We start from the raw sequence: 23,008 nt of genomic DNA, 5'->3' as shown, positions 1-23,008 counted from the left end.
ACTGGGCGTCGTGCCCGATCTCGAAACTGTCCTCTCCGGACTCCGTCGTCGCCCCGACGCAGAGGCCGTCAACCTCTTCGCCGTCGACGCCGCAGACCGTCTTCTGCTCGACACGGCAGGCGAATCGGTTCCGAACGTGTCCGCCCGCCGGGTCACCGTGATCGGTGATCGCTACGGCGCGCTCACGCTCGGACTTCAAGTGCAGTACGGCGCGACCGGCATTCGCGTCCACCAGGATTCGTACACGGGTGAACTCGCACTCGATCGCAATGCGAGCTCGGTAGGCATGTCCGGCGCGCACACTCACCACGCGTTGGACCGATCGCTGCTGAGTGGCGCGGACCTGGTGCTGCTGCAGTTGCCGCGCAGCCTCGCCGAGCTCACCGAGATCGCCGAGGCAATCGCCGCTCACGCCGATCCCGGGGTTGTCGTGCTCGCGGGCGGACGGGACAAGCACATGGCGCCGGCGATGAACACCGTTCTCCGATCGTCGTTCGAGACGGTCACCGCAGGCCGGGGTAGACAGAAGGCTCGCGTCTTGACAGCGTCGAAACCTGTTCCTTCCGAGACTCGAAGCTATCCCGTGACCGCGGTGCTCGAAGACCTGGATCTCACCGTCGTCGCGCACGGCGCGGTGTTCGCCGGGGCGAAGCTCGACGTCGGAACACGATTCCTGACCGAATTCACGGACCGCATGTTGCCCGGTGCACGCCAGATCGTCGACCTCGGCTGCGGAACCGGGATACTCGCCTGCCTGCTGGCCCGTGCGCGCGACGACGCTCGGGTCCACGCAACCGACAGATCCGCCGCGGCGGTGGCGTCGGCGACAGCGACCGCGCGGGCGAACGGTCTGGACATCGACGTCGTGCGGGACGACGCGCTTTCCACGTTCCCCGACTCCTCCGTCGACCTGGTCGTGTGCAACCCACCGTTCCACGAAGGGGCGTCCTTGCACACCGGCAGTGCCCAGAAGTTGTTCGAGGCGGCCGGGCGGGTGTTGCGTCCGAACGGCGAGATGTGGACCGTCTACAACACCCACCTCAACTACCGGCGTGCGCTGGCCGCCGCGGTGGGACCGACCGCGGTGGCGGGAAAGAATGCCAAGTTCACCGTCACCCGGTCGATCGCCTGACCAGCTCGTCTACTCGACCGGGCCGCCGTCTTCCGGGGTGCCGTCGATCTGGCCGCGATCGCGGCCCCGGTCCTCGACGAGTGTCCCCTCGACGATCTCGGCCTGACGCTGCCCGTCCGCGTAATCGATGTCCGGGTCCTCGTCCGAACCGACGATCTCGTGGTCGACGATCTCCTCGGTCAGCTCGTCGTCCGGAGTCTCCGTCACCGATCGTTCCTCTTCCTCGAGGGCGGTGTCCGGTTCTTCCTCGCTCAATTTCTCGTCCAGGCTCTCGCCTTCGAGCGCTTCGTTCGGTGTCGTTCCGAACCGGTCGGCCTCGCTGTAATGGTCCGGTGCATCGACGATGTCGTCGCCGTCGTCGTTGCGCACCTCGTCCGAGTCGAGGCTTTCGCTCTGGTCCAAAGTGTCGCCTGGTCCGTCTTCGATACTCATGTTGTCCATAGTGCCCGCCGAGGCGCCGCGGGAAACTGCCGGTGTCTGCGCGGTTCGTCACGAAGGCAGGTAGAGTCCGAATTGTCGGAAGTCGTGTGGTCCGACTGGGAACTTTTGTCCGTATGTGGGAGTTTTACATACAGCTGCCGGTTCACTACCGGTTGTCGGGCTCGACGCGACGCGACGGGCTCGAACTCGAAGAAGGATCGACCTTCAGAAAGGACGCGACACGGTGCGCACCTCCAGCAACCCGGTGTTCCGCAACCTGCCCAAGCAAGAGGGCGGCGGATACGCCACGTTCGGCTCTGCGACGGCAGGTGCCTCGCAGGCTGCTCAGCAGTTCGGTCAGCCGCAGGCCTACGGCGATCCCTACCAGACAGGCCCCACGTCGCGGGCGATGACGATCGACGACGTCGTGACCAAGACGGGCATCACACTCGGCGTGCTCGCGCTGACCGCGATCGTCTCGTTCATCCTCGTCGACGGTAACCCCGGCCTTGCAGCTCCCTTCGTCATCGGCGGTGGTCTGGTCGGTCTCGGCCTGGTCCTGTTCGCGACGTTCGGCCGCAAGATGGACAGCAAGGCAGTCGTCCTTGCCTACGCGGTCGCCGAGGGCATCTTCCTGGGTGCGCTGTCGTTCTTGTTCACGTTCCCCATTCAGGGTGCGTCGGCTGGAACTCTGATCTCACAGGCCGTGCTCGGTACGTTCGGTGTGTTCTTCGGAATGCTCGTCGTCTACAAGACCGGTGCCATCCGCGTCACTCCGCGCCTGACCCGCATGATCGTCGGTGCACTCATCGGTGTCGTCGTGCTGGCGCTCGGCAACCTCGTCGCAAGCTTCTTCATGGACGGCGGCCTGGGCCTCCGTGACGGCGGACCCATTGCCATCATCTTCAGCCTCGTCTGCATCGGCATCGCTGCATTCAGCTTCCTGCTGGACTTCGATCAGGCAGACCAGCTCATCCGCGCGCAGGCGCCGGAGAAGGCTGCGTGGGGTGTGGCCTTCGGCCTGACCATCACGCTGGTGTGGCTGTACGTCGAGATCCTGCGACTGCTCAGCTACTTCAACAACGACTAGTCGCTGCACGGAAAGGCCCCGCACTCCTCGTGAGTGCGGGGCCTTTCTCGTGTTGACAGGTGGCTCGAAGTACGCGTCAGCTGAGGCGCTCGAGCACCATGGCCATTCCCATGCCGCCGCCGACGCACATGGTCTCGACACCGAAGGTCTTGTCCTGCGTCTTCAGGTTGTTCAGCAAGGTCGTGGTGATACGCGCACCGGTCATGCCGAACGGGTGACCGACGGCGATCGCGCCACCGGAGACGTTGAGCTTGTCGTGATCGATGCCGAGGTCACGTGCCGAACCGAGAACCTGCACCGCGAATGCCTCGTTGATCTCGAACAGGTCGATGTCGGAGATGGAGAGATTCGCGATCTTCAGCGCCCGCTTGGTGGCCTCGATCGGTCCGAGTCCCATGATCTCGGGGGAGGTTCCGGTGACACCGGTGGACACGATACGGGCCAGCGGGGTCAGACCGAGTGCCTTGGCTTTGGTGTCGCTCATGATGACGAGCGCGGCCGCACCGTCGTTCAGGGGGCACGCGTTGCCTGCGGTTACCGTTCCGTTGGGCCGGAAGACCGGCTTGAGCTCGCTGATCTTCTCGTAGGTCGTTCCTGCACGGGGGCCGTCGTCCTTGGACACGACAGTGCCGTCCGGCAGGGTGACGGGGGTGATCTCGCGTTCGAAGAAACCGGAGTTGATCGCTTCCTCGGCTCGGTTCTGGCTGCGGACGGCCCAGTGGTCCTGCTCCTCGCGGCTAATGCCGGTCAGCAACGAGACGTTCTCGGCAGTCTGACCCATGGCGATGTACGCATCGGGCAGCTCGCCGCTCTCACGGGGATCGGTCCAGCTGTCCGCGCCTTCCTCCTGAGCCTTCTTGGTGCGTGCCTCGGCGTCGGCGAACAGCGGGTTGTGGCTCTGCGGTAGCGAATCGGAGCTGCCGTGGATGAAGTTGGACACGCTCTCGACGCCTGCGGAGATGAAGACGTCGCCCTCGCCCGCTTTGATGGCGTGCAACGCCATACGCGTGGTCTGGAGCGAGGACGAACAGTAGCGGGTGATGGTCGTGCCGGGCAGCGAGTCGTACCCCAGCAGAACCGCGACGATACGGGCGAGGTTGTTTCCCTGCATGCCGCCTGGAAGGCCGCATCCGAGGAGGAGGTCGTCGATGTCGGTCGGGTCGAGCTCGGGGACCTTGGCGAGCGCCGCAGCGACCATCTGGACGGTGAGGTCGTCGGGACGGATGTCCTTGAGCGAGCCTTTCATCGCGCGGCCGATGGGTGAACGAGCGGTACTGACGATCACTGCTTCTGGCATGAACTCTCCTTGGGTTGACTACTTCGGATACTAAGTTACCCGTGGGTAAGGCTGGTTGTGCGCCTCCGTCTCGCTTCGCCGGCGACGCAGAAAACTCTCCACCGACGCCGCCGCGCGCGGCACGAAACGGCGGGATTCGGCCGCGGCGGACACATCGGGGAGCTCGGGGAGCGGGCCACCGTGCCACTCACCCAACGCCGCTGCCAGGACGGGCAGCAGTTGGCGAGCAGCAAGTTCGTAGCCCGCGGCCGACGGATGGAATCGGTCCGCGGAGAACATCGTGTCCGGGGCAGCAAGGAACTCCGGTGACAGCAAGTCCGCCAGCGCAACGGGATGACCGCCTGCCTTCAAGGTTGCGTCGGACTGCGCACGTGCAAGCCGTAGACCCCAGTTTCGGACGACGGTCCGCAGAGGCTGAGGTATGGCGGTCACGACGCCGAGATCGGGGCACGTCCCGACGACGACGACGGTGCCCTTCGCAGTGAGTCGTTCCACCGCATTTCCCAATCGCGTTGCCGACGCGGCGATGGAGAACTTCTTGGTGACATCGTTCGCGCCGATCAGGATGACGGCCGCGTCCGGTGGCGGTCCGGCGACGAACATCGCGTCGACCTGGCCCTCGAGGCCCTTCGACGTCGCGCCGCCGATAGCTTTGGTGCTCAGCCGCACTCGTTTCTCGGTTTCGTCGGCTAACCCGCGGGCCACCAGAACTCCGGGTACCTCGTCGGCGACAGTGCAGCCGACTCCGGCTGCCGTCGAGTCTCCGAAGATCATCAGATGAATATCGGCGGAACTTCCGATGCGCCAGCGTTCCGGTGTTCGATCACCGGGCCCGTAGACGCCGTCGGCCTCCGGCGGTTTCGCAGTCGAGCGTCCGATGACACCTCGTGCGGAGGTCGCTTGCGCCATCAGGTGCTTGTACGCCGCCCACGACGCGGTCCCAGCTGACGAGCCTGCGATCACCGTCGCGGCACCCGCTTTGGCTGCACCTTTCCACCGACTCACCGACACGTTCTCATTCCCACGGTCCGCACCACACCGTCCATCGTAAGCATCCGTCCGGGTGTCTCGTTCGGTACCGAGAAGCGCGTAGGGTGCGATCGGGTCATTCCGGGGACTCCACTCCGAGCGCGATCTGGGAAGATGAAGTCATGCGCATCGCTCAGCACGTCACCGAACTCATCGGCAACACCCCGTTGGTCAAGCTCTCCTCTGTTGTCGGCGACAACGCGGGGTCGGTTGTGGCCAAGGTCGAATACCTCAACCCGGGCGGGTCCTCCAAGGACCGCATCGCCATCAAGATGATCGACGCTGCCGAGGCGTCGGGCGAGTTGAAGCCAGGCGGCACCATCGTCGAACCGACCTCGGGCAACACCGGCGTCGGTCTGGCGCTCGTCGCACAGCAGCGTGGCTACAAGTGCGTTTTCGTCTGCCCGGACAAGGTGGGCGAGGACAAACGCAACGTGCTGCGCGCTTACGGAGCCGAGGTGGTCGTCTGCCCGACGGCTGTCGCTCCCGAGGACCCCAACAGCTACTACAGCGTGTCCGACCGCCTGGTGCGTGAGATCGACGGTGCATGGAAGCCCAATCAGTACGCCAACCCGGCAGGCCCGCAGAGCCACTACGAAACCACCGGACCCGAGATCTGGGCCGACACCGACGGGAAGATCACTCACTTCGTCGCGGGCGTCGGAACCGGCGGAACCATCTCCGGAACGGGCAAGTACCTCAAGGAGATCTCCGGCGGCAAGGTCAAGGTCATCGGTGTCGACCCGGAAGGCTCGGTCTACTCGGGTGGCACCGGCCGTCCGTACCTCGTCGAGGGCGTCGGTGAGGACTTCTGGCCGTCGGCCTACGACCCGTCCATTCCCGACGAGATCATCGCCGTGTCCGACGCCGATTCCTTCGACATGACCCGGCGTCTCGCCCGCGAGGAAGGACTCCTGGTGGGCGGATCGTGCGGTATGGCTGCCGTCGGTGCCCTCCGCATCGCCGAGCGTGAAGGTCCCGACGCTCTCGTCGTGGTGCTGCTCCCGGACGGTGGTCGCGGCTACCTCGCGAAGATCTTCAACGACGACTGGATGTCCTCCTACGGCTTCCTCCGTTCGCGCCTGGACGGCAAGACCGACGAGCCGTCGGTGGGCGACGTGCTCCGCGGCAAGTCCGGCGCACTTCCCGACCTGGTGCACACGCACCCGTCGGAAACGGTGCGTGACGCCATCGAGATCCTGCGCGAGTACGGCGTCTCCCAGATGCCCGTCGTCGGAGCAGAGCCTCCCGTGATGGCGGGCGAGGTCGCGGGCAGTGTCACCGAGCGCGAACTGCTCAGTGCGGTCTTCGAGGGCCGCGCAGCGTTGGCAGATCCGGTCGCCAAGCACATGAGCGAGCCGTTCCCTCTCATCGGTGCAGGCGAGAACGTCTCCGACGCCACAAAGGCGCTCGGGGAGACCGATGCCCTGATGGTCGTCGAGGAAGGCAAGCCCGTCGGCGTCATCACCCGGCACGACCTGCTCGGCTTCTTGTCCAAGGGCGCATAGCCCTCGTGAGTGGTTATGTATGGCCGACCATACACAACCACTCACAACGGGTCAGCGAACCGCGCTGGTGCCGGTGAGTGCTTGCCCGACCACCAACTGATGAACCTCGGACGTTCCCTCGTAGGTGAGAACGGACTCCAGGTTGTTGGCGTGGCGGAGCACCGGGTACTCCAGGGTGATGCCATTGGCACCGAGAATTGTCCGGCACTCGCGGGCGATCGCGATTGCTTCGCGAACGTTGTTGAGTTTGCCCACGGACACTTGCTCGCCGCGGAGTTCGCCTTTGTCCTTCAGCCGGCCGAGGTGCAGCGCCAGCAGCTGACCCTTGCCCAGTTCGAGTGCCATGTTCGCGAGCTTGGCCTGCGTCAGCTGGTAACCGCCGAGGGGTTTGTCGAACACCTCGCGTGTCTTCGAGTACTCGATGGCCGACTCGATGCAGTCACGTGCTGCGCCCATCGCGCCGAAGATGATGCCGAAGCGTGCTTCGTTGAGGCAGCTGAGCGGGCCACGCAGTCCATGGGCTTCGGGGAGCACGGCATCCTCGGGCAGCCGGACATCCTCCAGCACCAGTTCACCGGTGATCGACGCGCGTAGCGAGAGTTTCTTCTTGACGGTGTTCGCGGTGAATCCCGGGGTGTCCGTCGGAACGACGAAACCTCTTATCTTCTCGTCGGTCTGAGCCCATACGACGGCGACATCGGCGACCGGGCCGTTGGTGATCCACATCTTGGAGCCGTTCAGGACCCAGTCGCTGCCGTCCTTCTTCGCCCGCGTCCGCATGCCGCCCGGGTTGGATCCGAAGTCGGCCTCGGTGAGTCCGAAGCAGCCGATGAGATTGCCTTCGGCCATACCGGGCAGCCACTGCTGCTTCTGCTCCTCGGAGCCGTATTTCCAGATCGCGAACATCGCGAGCGAGCCTTGCACCGAGACCAGCGAACGAATGCCCGAATCCATTGCTTCGAGCTCGAGGCATGCAAGGCCGTAGGCGGTTGCCGAGGTGCCCGCGCAGCCGTACCCCTCGAGGTGCATTCCCAGGAGTCCGAGCGCACCCAGCTCCTTGGCCAGCTCGCGAGCGGGGACGGTGCCGTCCTCGAACCACTCGGCCAGGTGGGGGCGGATACGTTCGTTGCCCAGCTTTCGGACGGTGTCGCGGATCTCTTTCTCCTCGGTATCGAGAAGGGAATCGATGGAGAACAGCTCGTCGACGGATTGTGAATCGGCCACGTTCAAACGCCTCATTTCGCTTTTGCGGTGTCTCCCGAAGGCTACCCAGAACTCTCGCCTGTCAGGCGGGAGTGGAGCCTGCAGTAATGACCCAACCAGGCGGGAGTGGAGCCTGCAGTAATGACCCTATTAGGCTGAAAGTCATGAGTGAGCAGCGCAGCAAGGCAGACAGCAGTTCGTGGCAGGGGTTTTCGACCAAGGCGGTTCATGCCGGCTACGAGCCGGACTCGCTGACCGGCGCGGTCAATGTCCCGATCTACGCGAGCTCGACGTTCGCTCAGGACGGCGTCGGCGGGATGCGCAGTGGCTTCGAATACGCCCGCACCGGTAATCCGACGCGTCGGCCGCTCGAAGCGAATCTCGCCGCCATCGAGTCGGGTACGTACGGCCGTGCGTTCTCGTCGGGAATGGCAGCCACGGATGCGCTGCTGCGCGCTACGTTGCGTCCCGGCGACCACCTGGTCATCCCCAACGACGCCTACGGCGGTACGTTCAGGCTGATCGACAAAGTGTTCACGCAGTGGGGTATCGAGTACTCGGTAGCCGCGGTGTCCGACGTCGATGCGGTCCGTGACGCCATCCGTCCCAACACCAAGCTCGTCTGGGTCGAGACCCCGACGAACCCACTTCTGAACGTCGGTGACATCGAGGCTCTCGCCGGTGTTGCCCACGAGAAGAACGCCAAGCTCGTCGTCGACAACACGTTCGCGTCGCCGTACCTGCAGCAGCCGCTGCAGCTCGGTGCCGACGTCGTGTTGCACTCGACGACCAAGTACATCGGCGGCCACTCCGACGTCGTGGGTGGTGCGCTCGTCACCGACGACGAGGAACTCGACGCGGCGTTCGCGTTCCTGCAGAACGGTGCAGGCGGCGTGCCAGGCCCGTTCGACGCATTCCTGACGCTCCGCGGCATCAAGACACTCGCCTTGCGCATGGAACGGCACAGCGACAACGCAGAGAAGCTCGTGGAGCTGCTGAGTGGCCATTCCGCAATCTCTCAGGTCATCTACCCGGGCTTGGCGTCGCACCCGTCGCACCAGGTCGCGGCGAAGCAGATGCGACGGTTCGGCGGGATGATCTCGGTGCGCTTGAACGGCGGGAAGCAGGCCGCTCTGGATTTCTGCGCGCGGACCGAGATTTTCACTCTGGCCGAATCGCTCGGAGGTGTGGAGTCGCTGATCGAGCACCCGGGCGCCATGACGCACGCGTCGACAGCCGGTTCGTTGTTGGAGGTACCCGACGACCTGGTTCGCTTGTCTGTCGGCATCGAGGACGCAGCCGATCTCGTCGGTGACGTCGAGCAAGCACTGGGCTGAATCGAATGCTCGTCGGATTGATCGACTCGGGGCTCGGCCTGTTGCCGACGTCGGCGTGGCTGAAGCAGCTGCGCCCCGAGCTCGATCTGATCCTGTTGATGGATCCCGACAATGCGCCGTGGGGTCCGAAACAGGACGACGTGGTGATCGAGCGTGTTCTCGCCGCCGCGGATCGTGGGATCGAGGCCGGAGCGGAGGCGCTCGTGCTGCCGTGCAACACGGCGAGTGTGACGGCGTTGGCGCACCTGCGTGCGCACGTGGGGTCCGTGCCGGTGATCGGTACAGTTCCGGCCATCAAACCTGCAGCGCAACATAGTGATCGGTTCGCGGTGTGGGCGACGGCGGCCACTACGGCCAGTGCGTATCAGGCGCGCCTGATCGAGGAGTTTGCGGCCGGTCGTGCGGTTACCCCCGTTGCGTGTCACGCGCTCGCGGAGTCGATCGACCGCGGAGATTCCTCCGCTGTGTCCGCAGCGATTCGCGATGCCGCCGACCGCACTCCAGACGACGTGGATGCCGTCGTGCTCGGGTGTACGCATTATCCGTTGGTCGCAACCGAGATCGCCGCTGCCCTGCCGCCGGGAACTCGATTGTTCGACAGTGCGGAAGCTGTTGCGCGGCAGGCGCTTCGGAGGATCGATCAGCTGGGGGAGTCGACCGGCGGCAGTGGGACGGTCACGGTGTCGATGAGTGGGCGAGCTGGGTCTCTACCGGCCAGTGCTCTCGCCCATCGAGAGGGCCGATTGCTGGCGGGCGAGCACATCGTCCACCAGTGACCGCGCGAAGGCTGCGTCGGCTCCGCCGAGTCCGAAGACGACTTTGAAGTAGAGGGGGGCCACGACGTGGTCCATGACGGTACGGTGCGACGGCGCGTCGTCTCCGCGCTCCGTGGCACGCCGCAGGATCGTGTCGATCTGGTCTTCGCGTTTGTCGAGGCAACGGCTCCTGTCGGTGTCGCGCATGGCTCCGATCAGGGAGCGAAGCAGCGCGGTTTTCTCCGGGCGTGTGATGTCCGTGACGAGAAACTCGCACCACACGTGTAGATCGCGACGCAGGTCGCCGGTATCCGGCACGTCGGCATCCGCGGCGAGAACTTCCAGTGCCACCTCGGTTCTGAGCGTGTCGATGTCTCCCCACCGTCGGTAGACGGTGGTCGCGGCGACGCCTGCACGCTCGGCGACGAGCGGAACGGTCAGCTGTTCGGCGTTGTCGTCGATCAAATCGGTCACGGCCCGATGGACGAGGGTGCGTATCCGGGCGCTTCTGCCGCCGGGGCGGCGGGCGGTGGACGGCTCGACTTCGGACATTCCGCCATTATTGCAAACCGATTGGCTTTAAGTGATGGCTCGGTATATCGTGAGTTAAAGCAATGATCTTGGCTTTAGCGACCCGCCCGGAGGCTTCGAATGGTCAACACCGATCTCGGCTCGACGATTCCCGTCGCATCCTCGAGGCGAATGCCCGCGTCCCTTGCCTTCTGGACCATCGGCGTCACCTACCTCGTGGTCATGGCGTCGTCCGCGGCGCCGTCACCGCTCTACCCCGTGTACCAGGTGTCGTGGGGGTTCTCGTCGACGATGCTGACCGTCGTGTTCGCCGTGTACGCCCTGGCATTGCTTCTGGCACTGCTCACGGTGGGCGGTCTGTCCGATCATGTCGGACGCAAGCCGATCCTGATCGGTGCCCTCGTGATGCTGGCGATCAGTCTCGTCCTGTTCATCTCCGCGGATGGGGTCGGTGGCCTGATTGCCGCCAGGGTGGTGCAAGGTCTTGCCGCGGGTACGGCTACCGGTGCGCTGAGTGCGGCTGTGATCGATCTGCAGCCGAACAGCACGGCAGGGCCACTGGTCAACAGCGTCGCACCGTCGGTGGGGCTGGCGACGGGCGCGCTGGGTTCCGGGCTGCTCGTACAGTTGGCGCCCGCACCGACCGTACTGGTCTACGCGCTCTTGATCGCCGCGGTGGTTCTGCTCGCAACAGCGGTTGTGTTCGTCCCGGAGACGTCGTCGCTTCGCACCATCGACTCCAAGCGTCACCTTGCTCGCCTGCTCCTGCCGAAGGTCGCGTTCCCGACCGGGGCACGAATTCCTTTCCTCATGATCGTGCCTGCTCTGATCGCGACGTGGTCGCTCGGTGGGTTCCACCTGTCCCTCGGCCCGTCGATCATCGGCACGATCTTCGGAATCGACAATCACATCATCGGTGGGGTCGAGATTTTCGCGCTGTTCTTCTCCGGTGCGATCGCTGCTGCCGTAGTGCGGCGTTTGCCGCCGCGTGCTGTGATGATCGTGGGAACGCTCGTGCTGGCACTCGGTGTGGCGGTGTCGCTGGTCTCCGTTGCGACAGAAACGATTCCGCTGTACTTCGTCGGATCGGTCGTCGCCGGCGCAGGATGGGGCGCGACGTTCCTCGGTGCCATGCGCACACTCGGTGGCCTGGTTCCCGCCGACGAGCGTGGAAGTGTCTTCGCGACCACCTTCGTGATCAGCTACTTGGCTTTCAGTGTCCCGGCCGTCGTCGGCGGGATCGCGGTGCACACGTTCGGCTTGGAACCGACCACGCTGCTGTACGGCGCCTTCGTGATCGTTCTCGCGGTCATCTCGTCCACCGGGTTCGTTCTCGCGTCCCGCAGCGGCAGCGCGAGCTCGGTCGGGTGACACCGAGCACGATCAGCAAGTGCCACGGTGGCGACGGCGGCCGCGTTCGCGGCACCGTACCTACCCGATCGGGCAGGTACCTACCTGGCCGTCGGCTGGTGGGGAGCCTTCGCGTGGCGCTGTAACCTTGATCACAGGGTAGAGGGCCACTCCGCTACCGCAACGTTCAGGGGCGCCGATGATCGAGACTGCCGAGACCGGGCAGGCGCTGCACGATCTGCACTCGCACCGCAGTTCCGTCGAGGCGCCGCGCGTGCTGAAGTTCCATGCGCCGGAAATCGTGTTCGGGCAGGATTCGCTCGGCGAAGTAGCGCACGCAGCCCTTCGCCTCGGGGCGCGACGCCCGCTGGTCGTAACCGACGCAGGCCTCCTCGACACCGGATGGGTCGCGCAGCTCGTGCATCACCTCGAAGCTCAGGGGCTGTCGCCGACGTCGTGGAGCGGGCTCACGCCCAACCCCAAAGACATCGAGATAGAGGCGGGTCACGAGATCTATCAGGAGTCGGGATGCGACGTCCTCGTCGCGATCGGTGGCGGATCGGTGATGGACGCCGCGAAGGGAATCGCGGTACTGGCGGGAAACGGTGGTTCGATACTGGACTACGAGGGGGTCGATCGCGCGACGCGGCCGATTCCGCCGCTCGTGATGGTGCCGACGACGTCGGGGACCGGAGCCGACGTGTCGCAGTTCTGCATCGTCACCGACACGACCCGTTCGACCAAGATCACCATTCTCGGTCGCGCGCTCGTTCCCGACATCACCGTCATCGACCCTCGGTTGCTCACCACCATGCCGGAATGGCTCAATGCTGCAACCGGTCTCGACGCCCTCACTCATGGGATCGAAGCATTCGTCTCGCTCGGCCACAACCAGCTCACCGACCACCACGCGCTTCGCGCCGTGACGATGGTGACCTCGCACCTCGCACAGACCATGGACGTCCCGACCGACATGACGGCACGAACGTCCATGGCGCAGGCAAGCCTCGAGGCCGGACTGGCGTTCACCAACGCCATCCTCGGGGCCACCCACGCGATGAGCCATCAAGTCGGGGGACTGCTCGACCTGCCCCACGGGGTCATCAACGGTGTGCTGCTGCCGCACGTGATCCGCTTCAACGCAGCAACCGATCCGATGCCGTACGTAGCAATCGCAACCAGTCTCGGTCTGCCCGAGGGCCGAGGACCGGCAGAGGAAGCGGCGTTCGCTGTCGCCGCCCGCGTCGAAGAACTCGCGCGCCAGGTCGGAGTCCCGAAGGGCCTCGCCGAGATCGGAGTGAGCGACGACGACATCGACGTACTCGCCACCAACGCGTTGCGCGACGCGTGCATGTCCACCAATCCGCGTCACGCGTCCCACGAGGAGATGGCGGCTTTGTTCAGGACCGCGCTGTGACGGCCCAGCAGCCGGACCTGTCGCTGCTGACAGGGCTGCGGTCGGGAAAGAGCACCTTCTATCCGCAGTACCGTGGCGCCGCCGAGAGGCTCGAACGCGTCGTACATGCACTCGAACTGATCTCTCGTGCCCTGGTACGTACGGTCGACGGACCGGAGACGCTGATCTGTGCTGTCGCCGAAGCCGCACGGGCTCACCTGAGCGCGGAGTGGGTGGTCTTCGCTCTCGCCGACGGTGCACTGCCGGACGCCGGGCCCCGGCGCCTCGTACTCGGGCCGGATGCCACGCCGTTCCTGGTCGACAACGTCGTCGGCCCTCCGTTGCCGGACGACGTCGTGGACTGCCTGGAGTCGATCAGACTGGCGAGGATCGGCGACGGTCGGGACCCGCAGATCGAAACCCACCACGCCTTCGTTCCGATCGCACTGGACGGCGGCGTGGTCGGCGCTTTCGCCGCGTGGACATCGACCCATCGCGTGCTCGACGCGACCGATTCCGCAGTCCTCAGCATTCTGGCCAGTCAAACCGCTGTGGCACTGCAGAATTCGGCCCTGTATCAGAGCCGGCGAGTTCTTCTCGAACGCGCAGAGAACGCCTACTCCGAAGCGCACCGTACCGCTGCCGATCTCGCTGTCCGCAATGCCGAACTCGAAGCCACTCAACGCCAGCTGGGCGCCGCACATCGTCATCAGGTCCTGGACGAGGAACGCCACCGAATCGCACGAGAGCTGCACGACAGCGTCACTCAAGCAGTGCTGTCCGCCGGCATGCAGATCGAGGTCTGCCTCGGTGACATCCCGGCCGACGAACGTGCCGAAAGACTGGATCTGGCCAAGGATCTCACCCGCCGTGCCGTCGAGCAGCTACGTTCGGCGATCTATGCCCTCAATCACGCCCAGGACGCGGACCGCACGTCGCTCCCCGAGATGCTGGAACAACTGTCCGTGGTGCACATGCCCGACGAACTACAGGTCTCGCTTCGGGTGGAGGGCACTCCGGTGGAATTGGGCAGCGACTGCGAACACGATCTGTTGCGTATCGCCGGTGAAGCGTTGTTCAACACCGCTGTTCACGCGAGCGCGCACCGAGCGGTCATCCGACTCGCGTATCGCGACGCAGGAGTATCGCTCTCGATTGCCGACGACGGCAACGGCGACCCGGGGCATCTGCGCCTGATGCAGCGGTTGGCGGAGAACAACGATGTGGACGGACGGCATCGTGGGCTCGCGAACATGGCAGCACGAGCACGTGAGCACGGAGGTGTTCTCGAAATCCGGCGGGCCCGAATCGGAGGAGTGCGCATTTCGGTACGCATCCCTTCTCGAGAGAGTGAGCAATCATGACCGTATCGACGACTGTGGTCAGAATCGTGCTCGTGGACGATCACGCCATTCTGCGAGACGGACTCAGATCCGTTCTCGAACGTGAAGCGGATCTGTCCGTCGTGGGCGAAGCATCCTCGCGGGCCGAGGGCCTCGCCGTCGTCGAACGCGTGAAGCCGGACATCGTGCTGATGGACCTCAAATTGTCCGCCAGTACCGACTACGAGGGCCTCGCCCTGTGCGCACAGTTGTCCGGAGCGCATCCGACCATCGGGCTGCTGGTCCTGACGACATTTCTCGACGACCGGCTCGTGGTGGAGGCCGTGCATGCGGGCGCACGGGGATACGTCGTGAAGGACGTCGACACCACCGAGCTCGTCCGAGCGATTCGGGCCGTGTCTCGTGGTGAGAGCGCCTTCGACTCTCGCAGCGCATCAGCGGTCATCAGGTCGCTCAACGGACAGGGGTCCGCCGTCGAGCGGCTTACCGACCGTGAGCTGGAAGTGCTGCGACTTCTGGCAACGGGGTTGTCCAACAACAGCATCGGAACCCGATTGTTCATCTCGGCGACCACGGTCAAGTTCCACGTCAGCAATATCATGCGCAAGCTCGGGGTGAGTCGGCGAGCGGAAGCCGTCTACGCGGCCAGCAAGCAGGGCCTCATCTGATCGACACCGCCCGCGCGTCGGCGGGCGTGGTGTCGAGAACCAACCAGCCTCCGTGGAATTCGTCGACCTGGTAGGGCAGGGAGGAACCCAGCCCTATCCTGTCCAGCGCAGCGCCGTCGAAGGTCCTGACGTGTCCGTGGCATGCCGTTGCTTCGCTTTCGTACGGCACGGCGATCACGACTCGACGACGAGCGATCCGAATGGCCTCGTCGATGATTCCGGCGCCGAGTTCTTCGTCGACATGTTCGAGCAGATGAAGAGCGGTGACCGTGTCCGCGCTGTTCGGCGGCACCGGAATCCCCGATGCGTCGCAGGTGAGTACGTCGAGGGTCGCGCCCAGATGCGGAGCGACGGTCCGCAGCAGATTCATGGTCCCGGCGGACAGGTCCGTGGCGGTGACGTCGACACCGTCGAGGGCGAGCCTGAGCGGGAAGAACCCGAAGCAGGATCCGAGATCCAGGACGGACCCCGTGACGAGAGCCTCGGCACGTGCGTGCACCGGCGCGAAATCGGCGGCACCCGAGAGGAGGTCGTCGAGTGAATTTCGGTAGTAGGTCGTCCACGCTTGCACCGGATCGGACACGGTGGTCAACACGAGCCCGACCATGACGAGTTCGAACTCGCGCTGCGACAGATTCAGATCCGTGACTCTCTGCACCACGCTTTCACCGATGTGAGCGGACGACAGAGCGTGCTCGACGAGTAGTGGTGCGGTGCAGCGCACGTCGACCGTGCCCGCTGCGAGGGACGCGGAGAATTCGACGGTCACGCCGTCGTGAGTCCATCGCCCCTGGTGTGCCGGGGCGAGCGCGTCGAGTTCGGTCATATCGAGTCTTTCCTAGAGTGCACCCGGGCCCTGTGTGCCGGCACCGGTGTCGAGACCGGCGTACAGGGTGCGAGTGCCATCGGACAGCAATGAAGCGAGATCGAGCTCGTCGTCCGTCAACCACTGCTCGTACGCCGAGATTGCCACACCGAGGACCATCCAGCCAACTGTTCGCGGAAAATGGTCGGTCGGCGCGGAATCGGTTCGGGCTGCCACGTATTGGGCGATCACCTCACGCCACCCCTCGTACATCAGCATCGAGTAACCCTGCAGCGCGGGATTGCGGAGGATGAGCTCCATGCGTTGGCGATGAACCGGCGTCTCGTCGTCGGGGAAGGTGTTGAACTGGAGGAGCGCCGACCGTATGCCGTCGGCGAGGGAAACATCGTGGGGGAGCGAACAGAGCAGGGTGCGCAGCGCGGTCAACTGCTCGTCGAAATCGCCCCATGGCACCGCGTTCTTGGACGCGAAGTATCGGAAGAAAGTGCGACGGGCGATCCCCGCAGCGTCGGCGATGTCGTCGACGCTCGTGGAGTCGAAACCGTTCTTGGCGAACAGTTCGATCGCGATGTCGCTGATTTGCCCCCGCGTCGTGGACGGGCGTCGACCTACCCGGCTGGACGGTTTCCTGCGACTGACCACTTTTTTCTCTCCGATAGGTGTCTTTATGCACTCGATGCCATTATGGTGGTGAACCAAGTCACTGTCACCGATGACTGTGATCCGTTCGATAATTCTCGCCGATGGAGGTACACCGATGTCTCAGAACCCGAAGACCGATGTGACGAACGCAGCCGTAGTCGAATCCGACCTGGTCGAGGAGTCGCTGGTGGAAGAAGTGTCCATCGACGGCATGTGCGGCGTCTACTGACATGTCGGCACCCGTGAAGGCACTCCCAGCTGTGGACCTCGACGCTCGGTGGGCTCTTCACCCGCAGGTGGCGCTGCGTCCCGAATCCTTCGGGGCGCTGCTCTACCACTTCGGGACACGGAAGCTCTCCTTTCTGAAGAATCGCACGATCGTAGCGATCATCGAATCCTTCCCCCAGCATCCGGATATGCGGTCCGCGATCTCCGCAGCCGGAATCGATCAGTCGGCCCGCGCGCCGTACGTGAAAGCGCTCGCCACTCTGGCCGATTCGAAGATGATCACCAAGCTCTGACACCGGAACAGCCCTTCCGTTGTTCGACACCCCCTGTCTTCGAGAGGACAGCGAAATGACCTCCATGCTCGAAAGGCCGGCGCCACCACCCGCGGTGGGCAAGCTGGTCGACCAGTTCGAACTCGGCCTCGACGCGCCGATCTGTCTGACCTGGGAACTGACTTATGCCTGCAATCTCTCCTGCGTGCACTGTCTGTCGTCCTCGGGCCGGCGAGATCCACGCGAACTGAGTACCGAGCAGTGCAAATCGATCATCGACGAGTTGCAGAAGATGCAGGTCTTCTACGTCAACATCGGCGGGGGCGAGCCGACCGTGCGCTCGGATTTCTGGGAACTCGTCGACTATGCGACCGCCCATCAGGTCGGAGTGAAATTCTCCACCAACGGCGTCAAGATCAACAAGGAAGTGGCTGCTCGTCTGGCCGCCTCGGACTACGTCGACGTGCAGATCTCCATCGACGGAGCAACTGCAGAGGTCAACGACGCAGTACGTGGGCCCGGTTCGTTCGACATGGCGTGCCGCGCACTCGAGAATCTGCGTGAGGCAGGTTTCAAGGACGCGAAGATCTCAGTTGTCGTCACTCGCCACAACGTCAGTCAGCTCGACGACTTCAAAGCGCTCGCCGACAAGTACGGTGCGACGCTGCGCATCACGCGACTTCGGCCCTCGGGTCGCGGTGCCGACGTGTGGGACGATCTGCACCCGACGGCGGGTCAGCAGCGCGAGCTGTACAACTGGCTCGTCGCCAACGGCGAAGGCGTACTCACCGGAGACTCCTTCTTCCACCTGTCCGCGTTCGGTGACGCGCTGCCCGGGTTGAATCTGTGCGGCGCCGGCCGTGTCGTGTGCTTGATCGATCCGATCGGGGACGTGTACGCGTGCCCCTTCGCAATCCACGAGCAGTTCCTCGCCGGGAACATCGTCCGTGACGCAAAAGACGGTATGGGCGGATTTCAATCCGTCTGGCAGACATCGGAGTTGTTCCAGGAACTGCGATCGCCGCAGACGTCGGGTGCATGCACCAAGTGCTCGTTCTTCGATTCGTGCCGAGGCGGCTGCATGGCAGCGAAATTCTTCACCGGTCTCCCGATGGACGGCCCGGACCCCGAATGCGTGATCGGCAACGGCGAACTCGCGCTGGCGGCGGCAGGCGAGATCCCCAAGTCCAGCGTCGATCACTCTCGCTCCGGTGAGCGTAAGACACCCCGTAAATCGGTTCCGCTCACGTTGATGATGCGGCCCCCGGCAAAGATCTGCGACGAGAACCCGCTCGCAGGAATGGAATAGGAAGAAATACATCATGGCCAAGAGTGCGTGGTTCGAAACCGTTGCCGAGGCGCAACGGCGCGCCAAGAAGCGTCTGCCCAAGTCCGTGTACGCCGCGCTGGTGGCGGGCTCGGAACGGGGAATCACCGTCGACGACAACACCGCGGCGTTCGGCGAGCTCGGTTTCGCGCCCCATGTGGCAGGTCTGTCGGACAAGCGTGACCTTGCGACGACGGTCATGGGGCAACCACTGTCATTCCCGGTCATGATCTCGCCGACGGGTGTGCAGGCCGTACACCCGGACGGTGAGGTCGCCGTGGCCAGGGCGGCCGCGGCGCGTGGAATTCCGATCGGACTGTCCTCGTTCGCGAGCAAGTCCGTCGAGGAGGTCACGGCGGCGAACCCGCAGACGTTCTTCCAGATGTACTGGGTCGGTTCTCGAGAAGTGTTGCTGCAACGTATGGAGCGTGCGCGTGCAGCGGGCGCGGTGGGTCTGATCATGACGCTCGACTGGTCTTTCTCCAACGGTCGCGACTGGGGTAGCCCGTCGATTCCGGAAAAGATGGATCTGAAAGCGATGTGGCAGTTCGCGCCCGAGGGCATCACCCGCCCGAAGTGGTTGTGGGAGTTCGCGAAGACCGGGAAGATTCCTGACCTGACCACCCCGAACCTCACGCCGCCCGACGGTGGTGCCGCGCCGACGTTCTTCGGTGCGTACGGCGAATGGATGGGCACCCCGCTTCCGACGTGGGAGGACGTCGCCTGGCTGCGCGAGCAGTGGGGTGGACCATTCATGTTGAAGGGGGTCATGCGCGTCGACGACGCCAAGAAGGCCGTGGACGCGGGAGTCAGTGCGATCTCCGTCTCGAACCACGGCGGAAACAACCTCGATGGGACCCCGGCACCGATCCGCGCGTTGCCTGCGATCGCCGATGCCGTCGGCGATCAGATCGAGATCACTCTCGACGGTGGAATCAGAAGGGGAAGCGACGTCGTCAAGGCCCTCGCCCTCGGCGCCAAGGCGGTATTGATCGGGCGCGGTTACCTGTGGGGTCTGGCCGCCAACGGGCAGGCAGGTGTGGAGAATGTTCTCGACATCCTGCGAGGCGGTGTGGATTCGGCGGTTCTCGGCCTCGGACATTCGTCGGTGCACGACCTGTCGCCGTCGGATGTAGTCATGCCGCTCGGATTCGACCGGAAGCTCGGCGTCTGACCCAGGGTGTCCATCGACAACGAGTGGTTCGAGACCGTGGCGGAGGCACAGCGCCGTGCGAAGAGGAGACTTCCTCGGTCCGTCTACTCCGCGTTGCTGGCGGGTTCGGAACAGGGCGTCACGGTTGCGGACAACTCAGCGGCATTCGCCGAACTGGGATTTGCGCCCCACGTAGCGGGGTTGTCCGATATACGCGATCTGTCGACGACGCTGATGGGTCAGCCGATGTCGTTCCCCGCCATGATCTCGCCGACGGGTGTGCAAGCGGTGCATCCGGACGGTGAGGTCGCGGTGGCCAGAGCTGCTGCAGCGCGCGGGATTCCGATGGGTTTGTCGCTGTTCGCGAGCAAGCCGATCGAGGACGTCGTCGCCGCGAACCCGCAGACGTTCTTTCAACTGCACTGGGTGGGGTCGAGGGACTTCCTGCTCCACATGGTCGAGCGAGCGCGCGCAGCGGGCGCAGCCGGGCTGATTCTGACCATGGATTGGTCGTTCTCGGAGGGCCGAGACTGGGGGAGTCCGGCCATTCCGGAGCGGGTCGATCTACGCACCATGGTTCGATTCGCGCCGGAGGCCGTGATGCATCCTCGGTGGCTCGGACGGTGGGCGCGTTCGGGTTCGATCCCTGACCTGACGGCACCGAACCTGACACCCCCAGGCGGCGCTCCGCCGACGTTCTTCGGCGCCTACCGCGAGTGGATGTCGACTCCGCTACCGACGTGGGAGGACATTGCCTGGCTGCGTGAGCAGTGGGGCGGGCCGTTCATGCTCAAGGGCATCACACGCGTCGACGATGCGGAGCGGGCCGTCGACATCGGATGCACTGCACTGTCGGTGTCCAATCACGGTGGCAACAATCTGGACGGAACACCTGCCTCGATTCGTCTGCTGCCCAGCATCGTCGGGGCGGTGGGGGACCGCGTCGAGATCACACTCGACGGTGGTGTCCGCCGGGGAAGCGACATCGCGAAAGCCGTAGCTCTCGGGGCACGCGCAGTACTGATCGGTCGTGCGTACCTGTGGGGACTCGCGGCGGCCGGGCAGTCCGGCGTCGAGAACGTGCTCGACATTCTTCGAGGAGGCCTCGACTCGACGGTGCTCGGGTTGGGCCACTCGACCGTGCACGGGCTGTCCCCGTCGGACATCGTCGTTCTTACAAATTGATCCGGCTCGCGCTGGATCTCAGCAGGCCCACCAGCGTGGGATCCTCGGGGTCCAGCCGACCGGTGCGACCGATCACCGCGATGCAGCCCGAGACGCGGCCGTCGGCGTCGCGGACCGGCACCGCCGCGGCCGACCTTCCCATCTTCATCTCGTCGCGTTCCGTGGCGAGGTCGGTGGCACGGATTCGACTGAGCTCGATCGCGAGGTCGGCTAGATCGACGATGGTGTGGGACGTGAACCTGCGCAGATCCGTCAACGCGTCGCCGTCGGGATGGTTGGCCAACAACAACTTTCCGATGGCCGACGCGTGCACGTGTGTCGCCAGAGCCGTCTCGCCGGTCAGCTCGTGGTCGGGGTCCCGGTCGAGAAGCCTGACTCGGCCGCCCGTGTACGCCGCCAGATAGACCCCGAAGCGGGTCCCGCTGCGTAGATCGTCGATCACCTCCGAATAGTCCACGTCCGCGGCAGGTGCGGCGCCGGCGAGCTCCCGAGTTCGACGACCGAGGGCGAATCCCGACAGGTCGTCGATCCGCACCAGAAATCCGTCGGCGACCAGAAGGTTGAGCAATCGGTACGCGGTGGCTGGCGGCGTCGACGTCGCATGAGCGATCTCCTTTGCCGTCGCGCCCGAACCGAGACGCGCGACGGCTTCGAGCAACGCAAGTGCTTTCTGGACCGCGCGGGGTTCGTGCCCTCCGAGCTCGTGGGGTCGTGCGGTTCTCAGTGCCATCAGCGCGATTCGGGCGCGGGGGATTTCACCAGGGCAACCGCGCCGCGCACGTTCTCGCCGTACGTCACCGCGCCGGGCAGCACGTCGTGACTCTCTGCACTGTCGAACACTCCGACGGCGTCGAGCGACCGAGGCCGCCTGCGATGGAGAATGGCACGCCAAGCAAGTCCTGAAGCACCCAGGACGCCGAGCATCGCGAGCAACGTGATGTTCTGTTGCACACCCACCGTGAACATGAGGTTGGCGAGGATCGCCGTGCCGGAGACGCACGCCAGGACCCCGGCGCACACGACGGGTTTCGTCAGCTCACTGATGCGTCGCAGGAAGACCACCGCAGCTACCGAGGCGACAGCGTATCCGACGATGACAGCGGCCCGGGCCAACAGGCGAACGTCCTCGGGCAGCCGAAGGTTGTCGACGATCGGGAAGCCGGCGGCGAGCGCCAGCAGCGAACCGAGCCCGACGACGACTCCGACGACGATCAGGAGTGCAACGTGCGGGGTTCGGAACACTCGGTGCACGCGGGCGACTCGGCGCGTGATCACGTTCTCGACACCCATCGTGTACAGCAGCCGCGATGCCGCATTCGACGATGCCATGGCGGAGGCCAACCACGAGAAACTCAGGCCGAGGTTCAACGCGACGACGAGCCACGCGTCGATACCCGTCGACGTCCCGTGCTGGTAGGCGCCGAGAAGTACGCCGCCGCGGCCGGACCAGACAGCCCACGCGGCGAACGTGAACAACGCGCCGCAGATGATCGGGGTGAGAAGGACCGTTCTGGTGACGTTGACGAGAGGCCGCTTCGCTTCGGGGGCGAAGAAGGTGGCGCTCTCGAATCCGGCCAGGGCGAACATGGCTCCGAGCGCGACGATCATGAGCCCGTTCGGCGCCCCGGACGGTTCGATCTCGACCGGTCCGCTACTGGGAAACACGAGAAGGGCGGTGATGAACAGCAGCGAGCAGACTTCCACTACGAGAATGGCCGTCGCGGCGAATCTGACTCCGCGGAGCAGACATGCGAGCATTGCCGCCGCGATCGCACCGTGCACCAGGACAATGCTCACGATTCCGCTTGTGGGCGCGCCCAATTCGCGGAGAACCGTGCGGACGGCCTGCCCTCCGAAGAACAGGGTCATCGCGCCACTTGCGCAGTACTTGCACAGCATGGCTGCGCCCACGGTCAGCGCACCCCTCGGTCCCGATCCCTTGACCGCGAAGCTGTACAGGCCGCCGGACGAGGAGAACCTCCGGGTGAACTGCGAGACGCAGAATGCGATCAGCGACACCACTATCGTCGCCGCCAGGATCGTCAGAACCCCGGCGAGCATGGTTTCGTGGGTAAGCATCGTGATCGGCAGAATCACCATCGATGCGGCAGGTGCCGTCGTGGCCACGGACTGGGCGAACACTTCGATTCCCGACAGCTGTCTCCGGCCGAGGGCGCGCAGCGGTGACAGTGCGGGGCGCTCGGGCTCCCGCGCTCCGAAGGACGCGGTGATGGCGTGTTCCAGTGCAGACATGATGGCCGAAAAATAGCGGTGGAATGTTGCGCCCGGATTGCGTGAATGCTTCACCTGTTCGCA

The 23,008-nt window shown here is 64.8% G+C and carries 23 protein-coding genes; 14 read left to right on the top strand and 9 right to left on the bottom strand.

The window, feature by feature from the left end; translation table 11 throughout:
• Positions 1–10 precede the first annotated feature (10 nt).
• The gene (locus tag CH293_RS02000; RefSeq protein ID WP_094719188.1) at positions 11–1,132 is read left to right on the top strand and encodes a class I SAM-dependent methyltransferase; all 1,122 of its coding nucleotides are present in this window, start codon (positions 11–13) and stop codon (positions 1,130–1,132) included.
• A gap of 9 nt (positions 1,133–1,141) precedes the next feature.
• Here CH293_RS02000 and CH293_RS01995 read toward each other — a convergent pair whose 3' ends face one another.
• On the bottom strand, positions 1,142–1,564 hold the full coding sequence (locus CH293_RS01995; protein WP_037113845.1) for a hypothetical protein: 423 nt from the start codon (positions 1,562–1,564) through the stop codon (positions 1,142–1,144).
• A gap of 232 nt (positions 1,565–1,796) precedes the next feature.
• Here CH293_RS01995 and CH293_RS01990 point away from each other — a divergent pair, with 232 nt between their 5' ends.
• Positions 1,797–2,642, top strand: a complete 846-nt coding sequence (locus CH293_RS01990) for a Bax inhibitor-1/YccA family protein (RefSeq protein ID WP_094719187.1) — start codon at positions 1,797–1,799, stop codon at positions 2,640–2,642.
• A gap of 76 nt (positions 2,643–2,718) precedes the next feature.
• Here CH293_RS01990 and CH293_RS01985 read toward each other — a convergent pair whose 3' ends face one another.
• Both CH293_RS01985 and CH293_RS01980 read right to left on the bottom strand, forming a co-directional pair.
• Entirely contained in the window at positions 2,719–3,939 is a 1,221-nt protein-coding gene (locus CH293_RS01985) for an acetyl-CoA C-acetyltransferase (RefSeq protein ID WP_037113543.1), read from the bottom strand.
• Positions 3,940–3,969: 30 nt separating this feature from the next.
• Positions 3,970–4,950: an SGNH/GDSL hydrolase family protein gene (locus CH293_RS01980; RefSeq protein WP_037113540.1), complete on the bottom strand. Its 981-nt coding sequence runs from the start codon at positions 4,948–4,950 to the stop codon at positions 3,970–3,972.
• 140 nt (positions 4,951–5,090) lie between these two features.
• Between CH293_RS01980 and CH293_RS01975 the strand changes: the two genes are divergently transcribed.
• Complete coding sequence (locus CH293_RS01975) at positions 5,091–6,476, top strand: cystathionine beta-synthase (protein ID WP_037113842.1); 1,386 nt, start codon at positions 5,091–5,093, stop codon at positions 6,474–6,476.
• 51 nt (positions 6,477–6,527) lie between these two features.
• On the opposite strand, the gene CH293_RS01970 is transcribed toward CH293_RS01975, so the two are convergent.
• Complete coding sequence (locus tag CH293_RS01970) at positions 6,528–7,700, bottom strand: acyl-CoA dehydrogenase family protein (RefSeq protein ID WP_037113841.1); 1,173 nt, start codon at positions 7,698–7,700, stop codon at positions 6,528–6,530.
• A gap of 143 nt (positions 7,701–7,843) precedes the next feature.
• Here CH293_RS01970 and CH293_RS01965 point away from each other — a divergent pair, with 143 nt between their 5' ends.
• The gene (locus CH293_RS01965; protein ID WP_037113539.1) at positions 7,844–9,016 is read left to right on the top strand and encodes a cystathionine gamma-synthase; all 1,173 of its coding nucleotides are present in this window, start codon (positions 7,844–7,846) and stop codon (positions 9,014–9,016) included.
• A gap of 5 nt (positions 9,017–9,021) precedes the next feature.
• Entirely contained in the window at positions 9,022–9,792 is a 771-nt protein-coding gene (locus tag CH293_RS01960) for a glutamate racemase (RefSeq protein ID WP_037113537.1), read from the top strand.
• On the opposite strand, the gene CH293_RS01955 is transcribed toward CH293_RS01960, so the two are convergent.
• Positions 9,724–10,323 (bottom strand): TetR-like C-terminal domain-containing protein, encoded by a 600-nt coding sequence (locus CH293_RS01955; protein ID WP_094719186.1) that lies wholly within the window; start codon positions 10,321–10,323, stop codon positions 9,724–9,726. The two genes, CH293_RS01960 and CH293_RS01955, sit on opposite strands and share 69 nt — an antisense overlap.
• 99 nt (positions 10,324–10,422) lie before the next feature.
• Between CH293_RS01955 and CH293_RS01950 the strand changes: the two genes are divergently transcribed.
• The 4 genes from CH293_RS01950 to CH293_RS01935 all read left to right on the top strand — a co-directional run bounded on the left by CH293_RS01950 (position 10,423) and on the right by CH293_RS01935 (position 15,059).
• Positions 10,423–11,673, top strand: a complete 1,251-nt coding sequence (locus CH293_RS01950) for an MFS transporter (protein WP_037113533.1) — start codon at positions 10,423–10,425, stop codon at positions 11,671–11,673.
• Between the two features lie 178 nt (positions 11,674–11,851).
• A complete protein-coding gene (locus tag CH293_RS01945) occupies positions 11,852–13,069 on the top strand; it encodes an iron-containing alcohol dehydrogenase (RefSeq protein WP_037113532.1) in 1,218 nt (405 codons plus the stop codon).
• Entirely contained in the window at positions 13,066–14,412 is a 1,347-nt protein-coding gene (locus tag CH293_RS01940; RefSeq protein WP_037113530.1) for a histidine kinase, read from the top strand. Before CH293_RS01945 ends, CH293_RS01940 begins: the two co-directional genes overlap by 4 nt.
• The gene (locus tag CH293_RS01935; RefSeq protein ID WP_026347503.1) at positions 14,409–15,059 is read left to right on the top strand and encodes a response regulator transcription factor; all 651 of its coding nucleotides are present in this window, start codon (positions 14,409–14,411) and stop codon (positions 15,057–15,059) included. Before CH293_RS01940 ends, CH293_RS01935 begins: the two co-directional genes overlap by 4 nt.
• Here the strand turns inward: CH293_RS01935 and mftM are convergent.
• Both mftM and mftR read right to left on the bottom strand, forming a co-directional pair.
• Positions 15,052–15,885, bottom strand: a complete 834-nt coding sequence (gene mftM, locus CH293_RS01930) for a mycofactocin oligosaccharide methyltransferase MftM (protein ID WP_094719185.1) — start codon at positions 15,883–15,885, stop codon at positions 15,052–15,054. The two genes, CH293_RS01935 and mftM, sit on opposite strands and share 8 nt — an antisense overlap.
• A 12-nt stretch (positions 15,886–15,897) precedes the next feature.
• A complete protein-coding gene (gene mftR, locus CH293_RS01925; protein WP_037113526.1) occupies positions 15,898–16,527 on the bottom strand; it encodes a mycofactocin system transcriptional regulator in 630 nt (209 codons plus the stop codon).
• Between the two features lie 115 nt (positions 16,528–16,642).
• Between mftR and mftA the strand changes: the two genes are divergently transcribed.
• Genes mftA through mftD (CH293_RS01900) form a run of 5 tightly spaced genes read left to right on the top strand, consistent with a single transcriptional unit; the run spans position 16,643 to position 20,692 of the window.
• Entirely contained in the window at positions 16,643–16,756 is a 114-nt protein-coding gene (gene mftA, locus CH293_RS01920; RefSeq protein ID WP_080733121.1) for a mycofactocin precursor MftA, read from the top strand.
• 1 nt (position 16,757) lies between these two features.
• On the top strand, positions 16,758–17,048 hold the full coding sequence (gene mftB, locus CH293_RS01915) for a mycofactocin biosynthesis chaperone MftB (RefSeq protein WP_037113524.1): 291 nt from the start codon (positions 16,758–16,760) through the stop codon (positions 17,046–17,048).
• A 55-nt stretch (positions 17,049–17,103) separates the two neighbouring features.
• Positions 17,104–18,336, top strand: a complete 1,233-nt coding sequence (mftC, locus tag CH293_RS01910) for a mycofactocin radical SAM maturase (RefSeq protein WP_094719184.1) — start codon at positions 17,104–17,106, stop codon at positions 18,334–18,336.
• A gap of 13 nt (positions 18,337–18,349) precedes the next feature.
• On the top strand, positions 18,350–19,528 hold the full coding sequence (gene mftD, locus CH293_RS01905) for a pre-mycofactocin synthase MftD (protein WP_020111190.1): 1,179 nt from the start codon (positions 18,350–18,352) through the stop codon (positions 19,526–19,528).
• Positions 19,529–19,540: 12 nt separating this feature from the next.
• A complete protein-coding gene (gene mftD / locus CH293_RS01900) occupies positions 19,541–20,692 on the top strand; it encodes a pre-mycofactocin synthase MftD (RefSeq protein ID WP_176459889.1) in 1,152 nt (383 codons plus the stop codon).
• Here mftD (CH293_RS01900) and CH293_RS01895 read toward each other — a convergent pair.
• Together CH293_RS01895 and CH293_RS01890 are read right to left on the bottom strand one after the other, a co-directional pair.
• The gene (locus CH293_RS01895; protein ID WP_037113521.1) at positions 20,682–21,422 is read right to left on the bottom strand and encodes an IclR family transcriptional regulator; all 741 of its coding nucleotides are present in this window, start codon (positions 21,420–21,422) and stop codon (positions 20,682–20,684) included. The genes mftD (CH293_RS01900) and CH293_RS01895 overlap by 11 nt on opposite strands.
• The gene (locus CH293_RS01890) at positions 21,422–22,945 is read right to left on the bottom strand and encodes an APC family permease (protein WP_094719182.1); all 1,524 of its coding nucleotides are present in this window, start codon (positions 22,943–22,945) and stop codon (positions 21,422–21,424) included. The genes CH293_RS01895 and CH293_RS01890 overlap by 1 nt, the downstream gene beginning before the upstream one ends.
• Positions 22,946–23,008 lie beyond the last annotated feature (63 nt).

The sequence above is a fragment of the Rhodococcus sp. 14-2470-1b genome, from assembly GCF_002259415.1.
In the GTDB taxonomy this organism is placed as follows: Bacteria; Actinomycetota; Actinomycetes; order Mycobacteriales; family Mycobacteriaceae; genus Rhodococcoides.
This window is presented reverse-complemented; position numbering and strand designations above follow the sequence as displayed.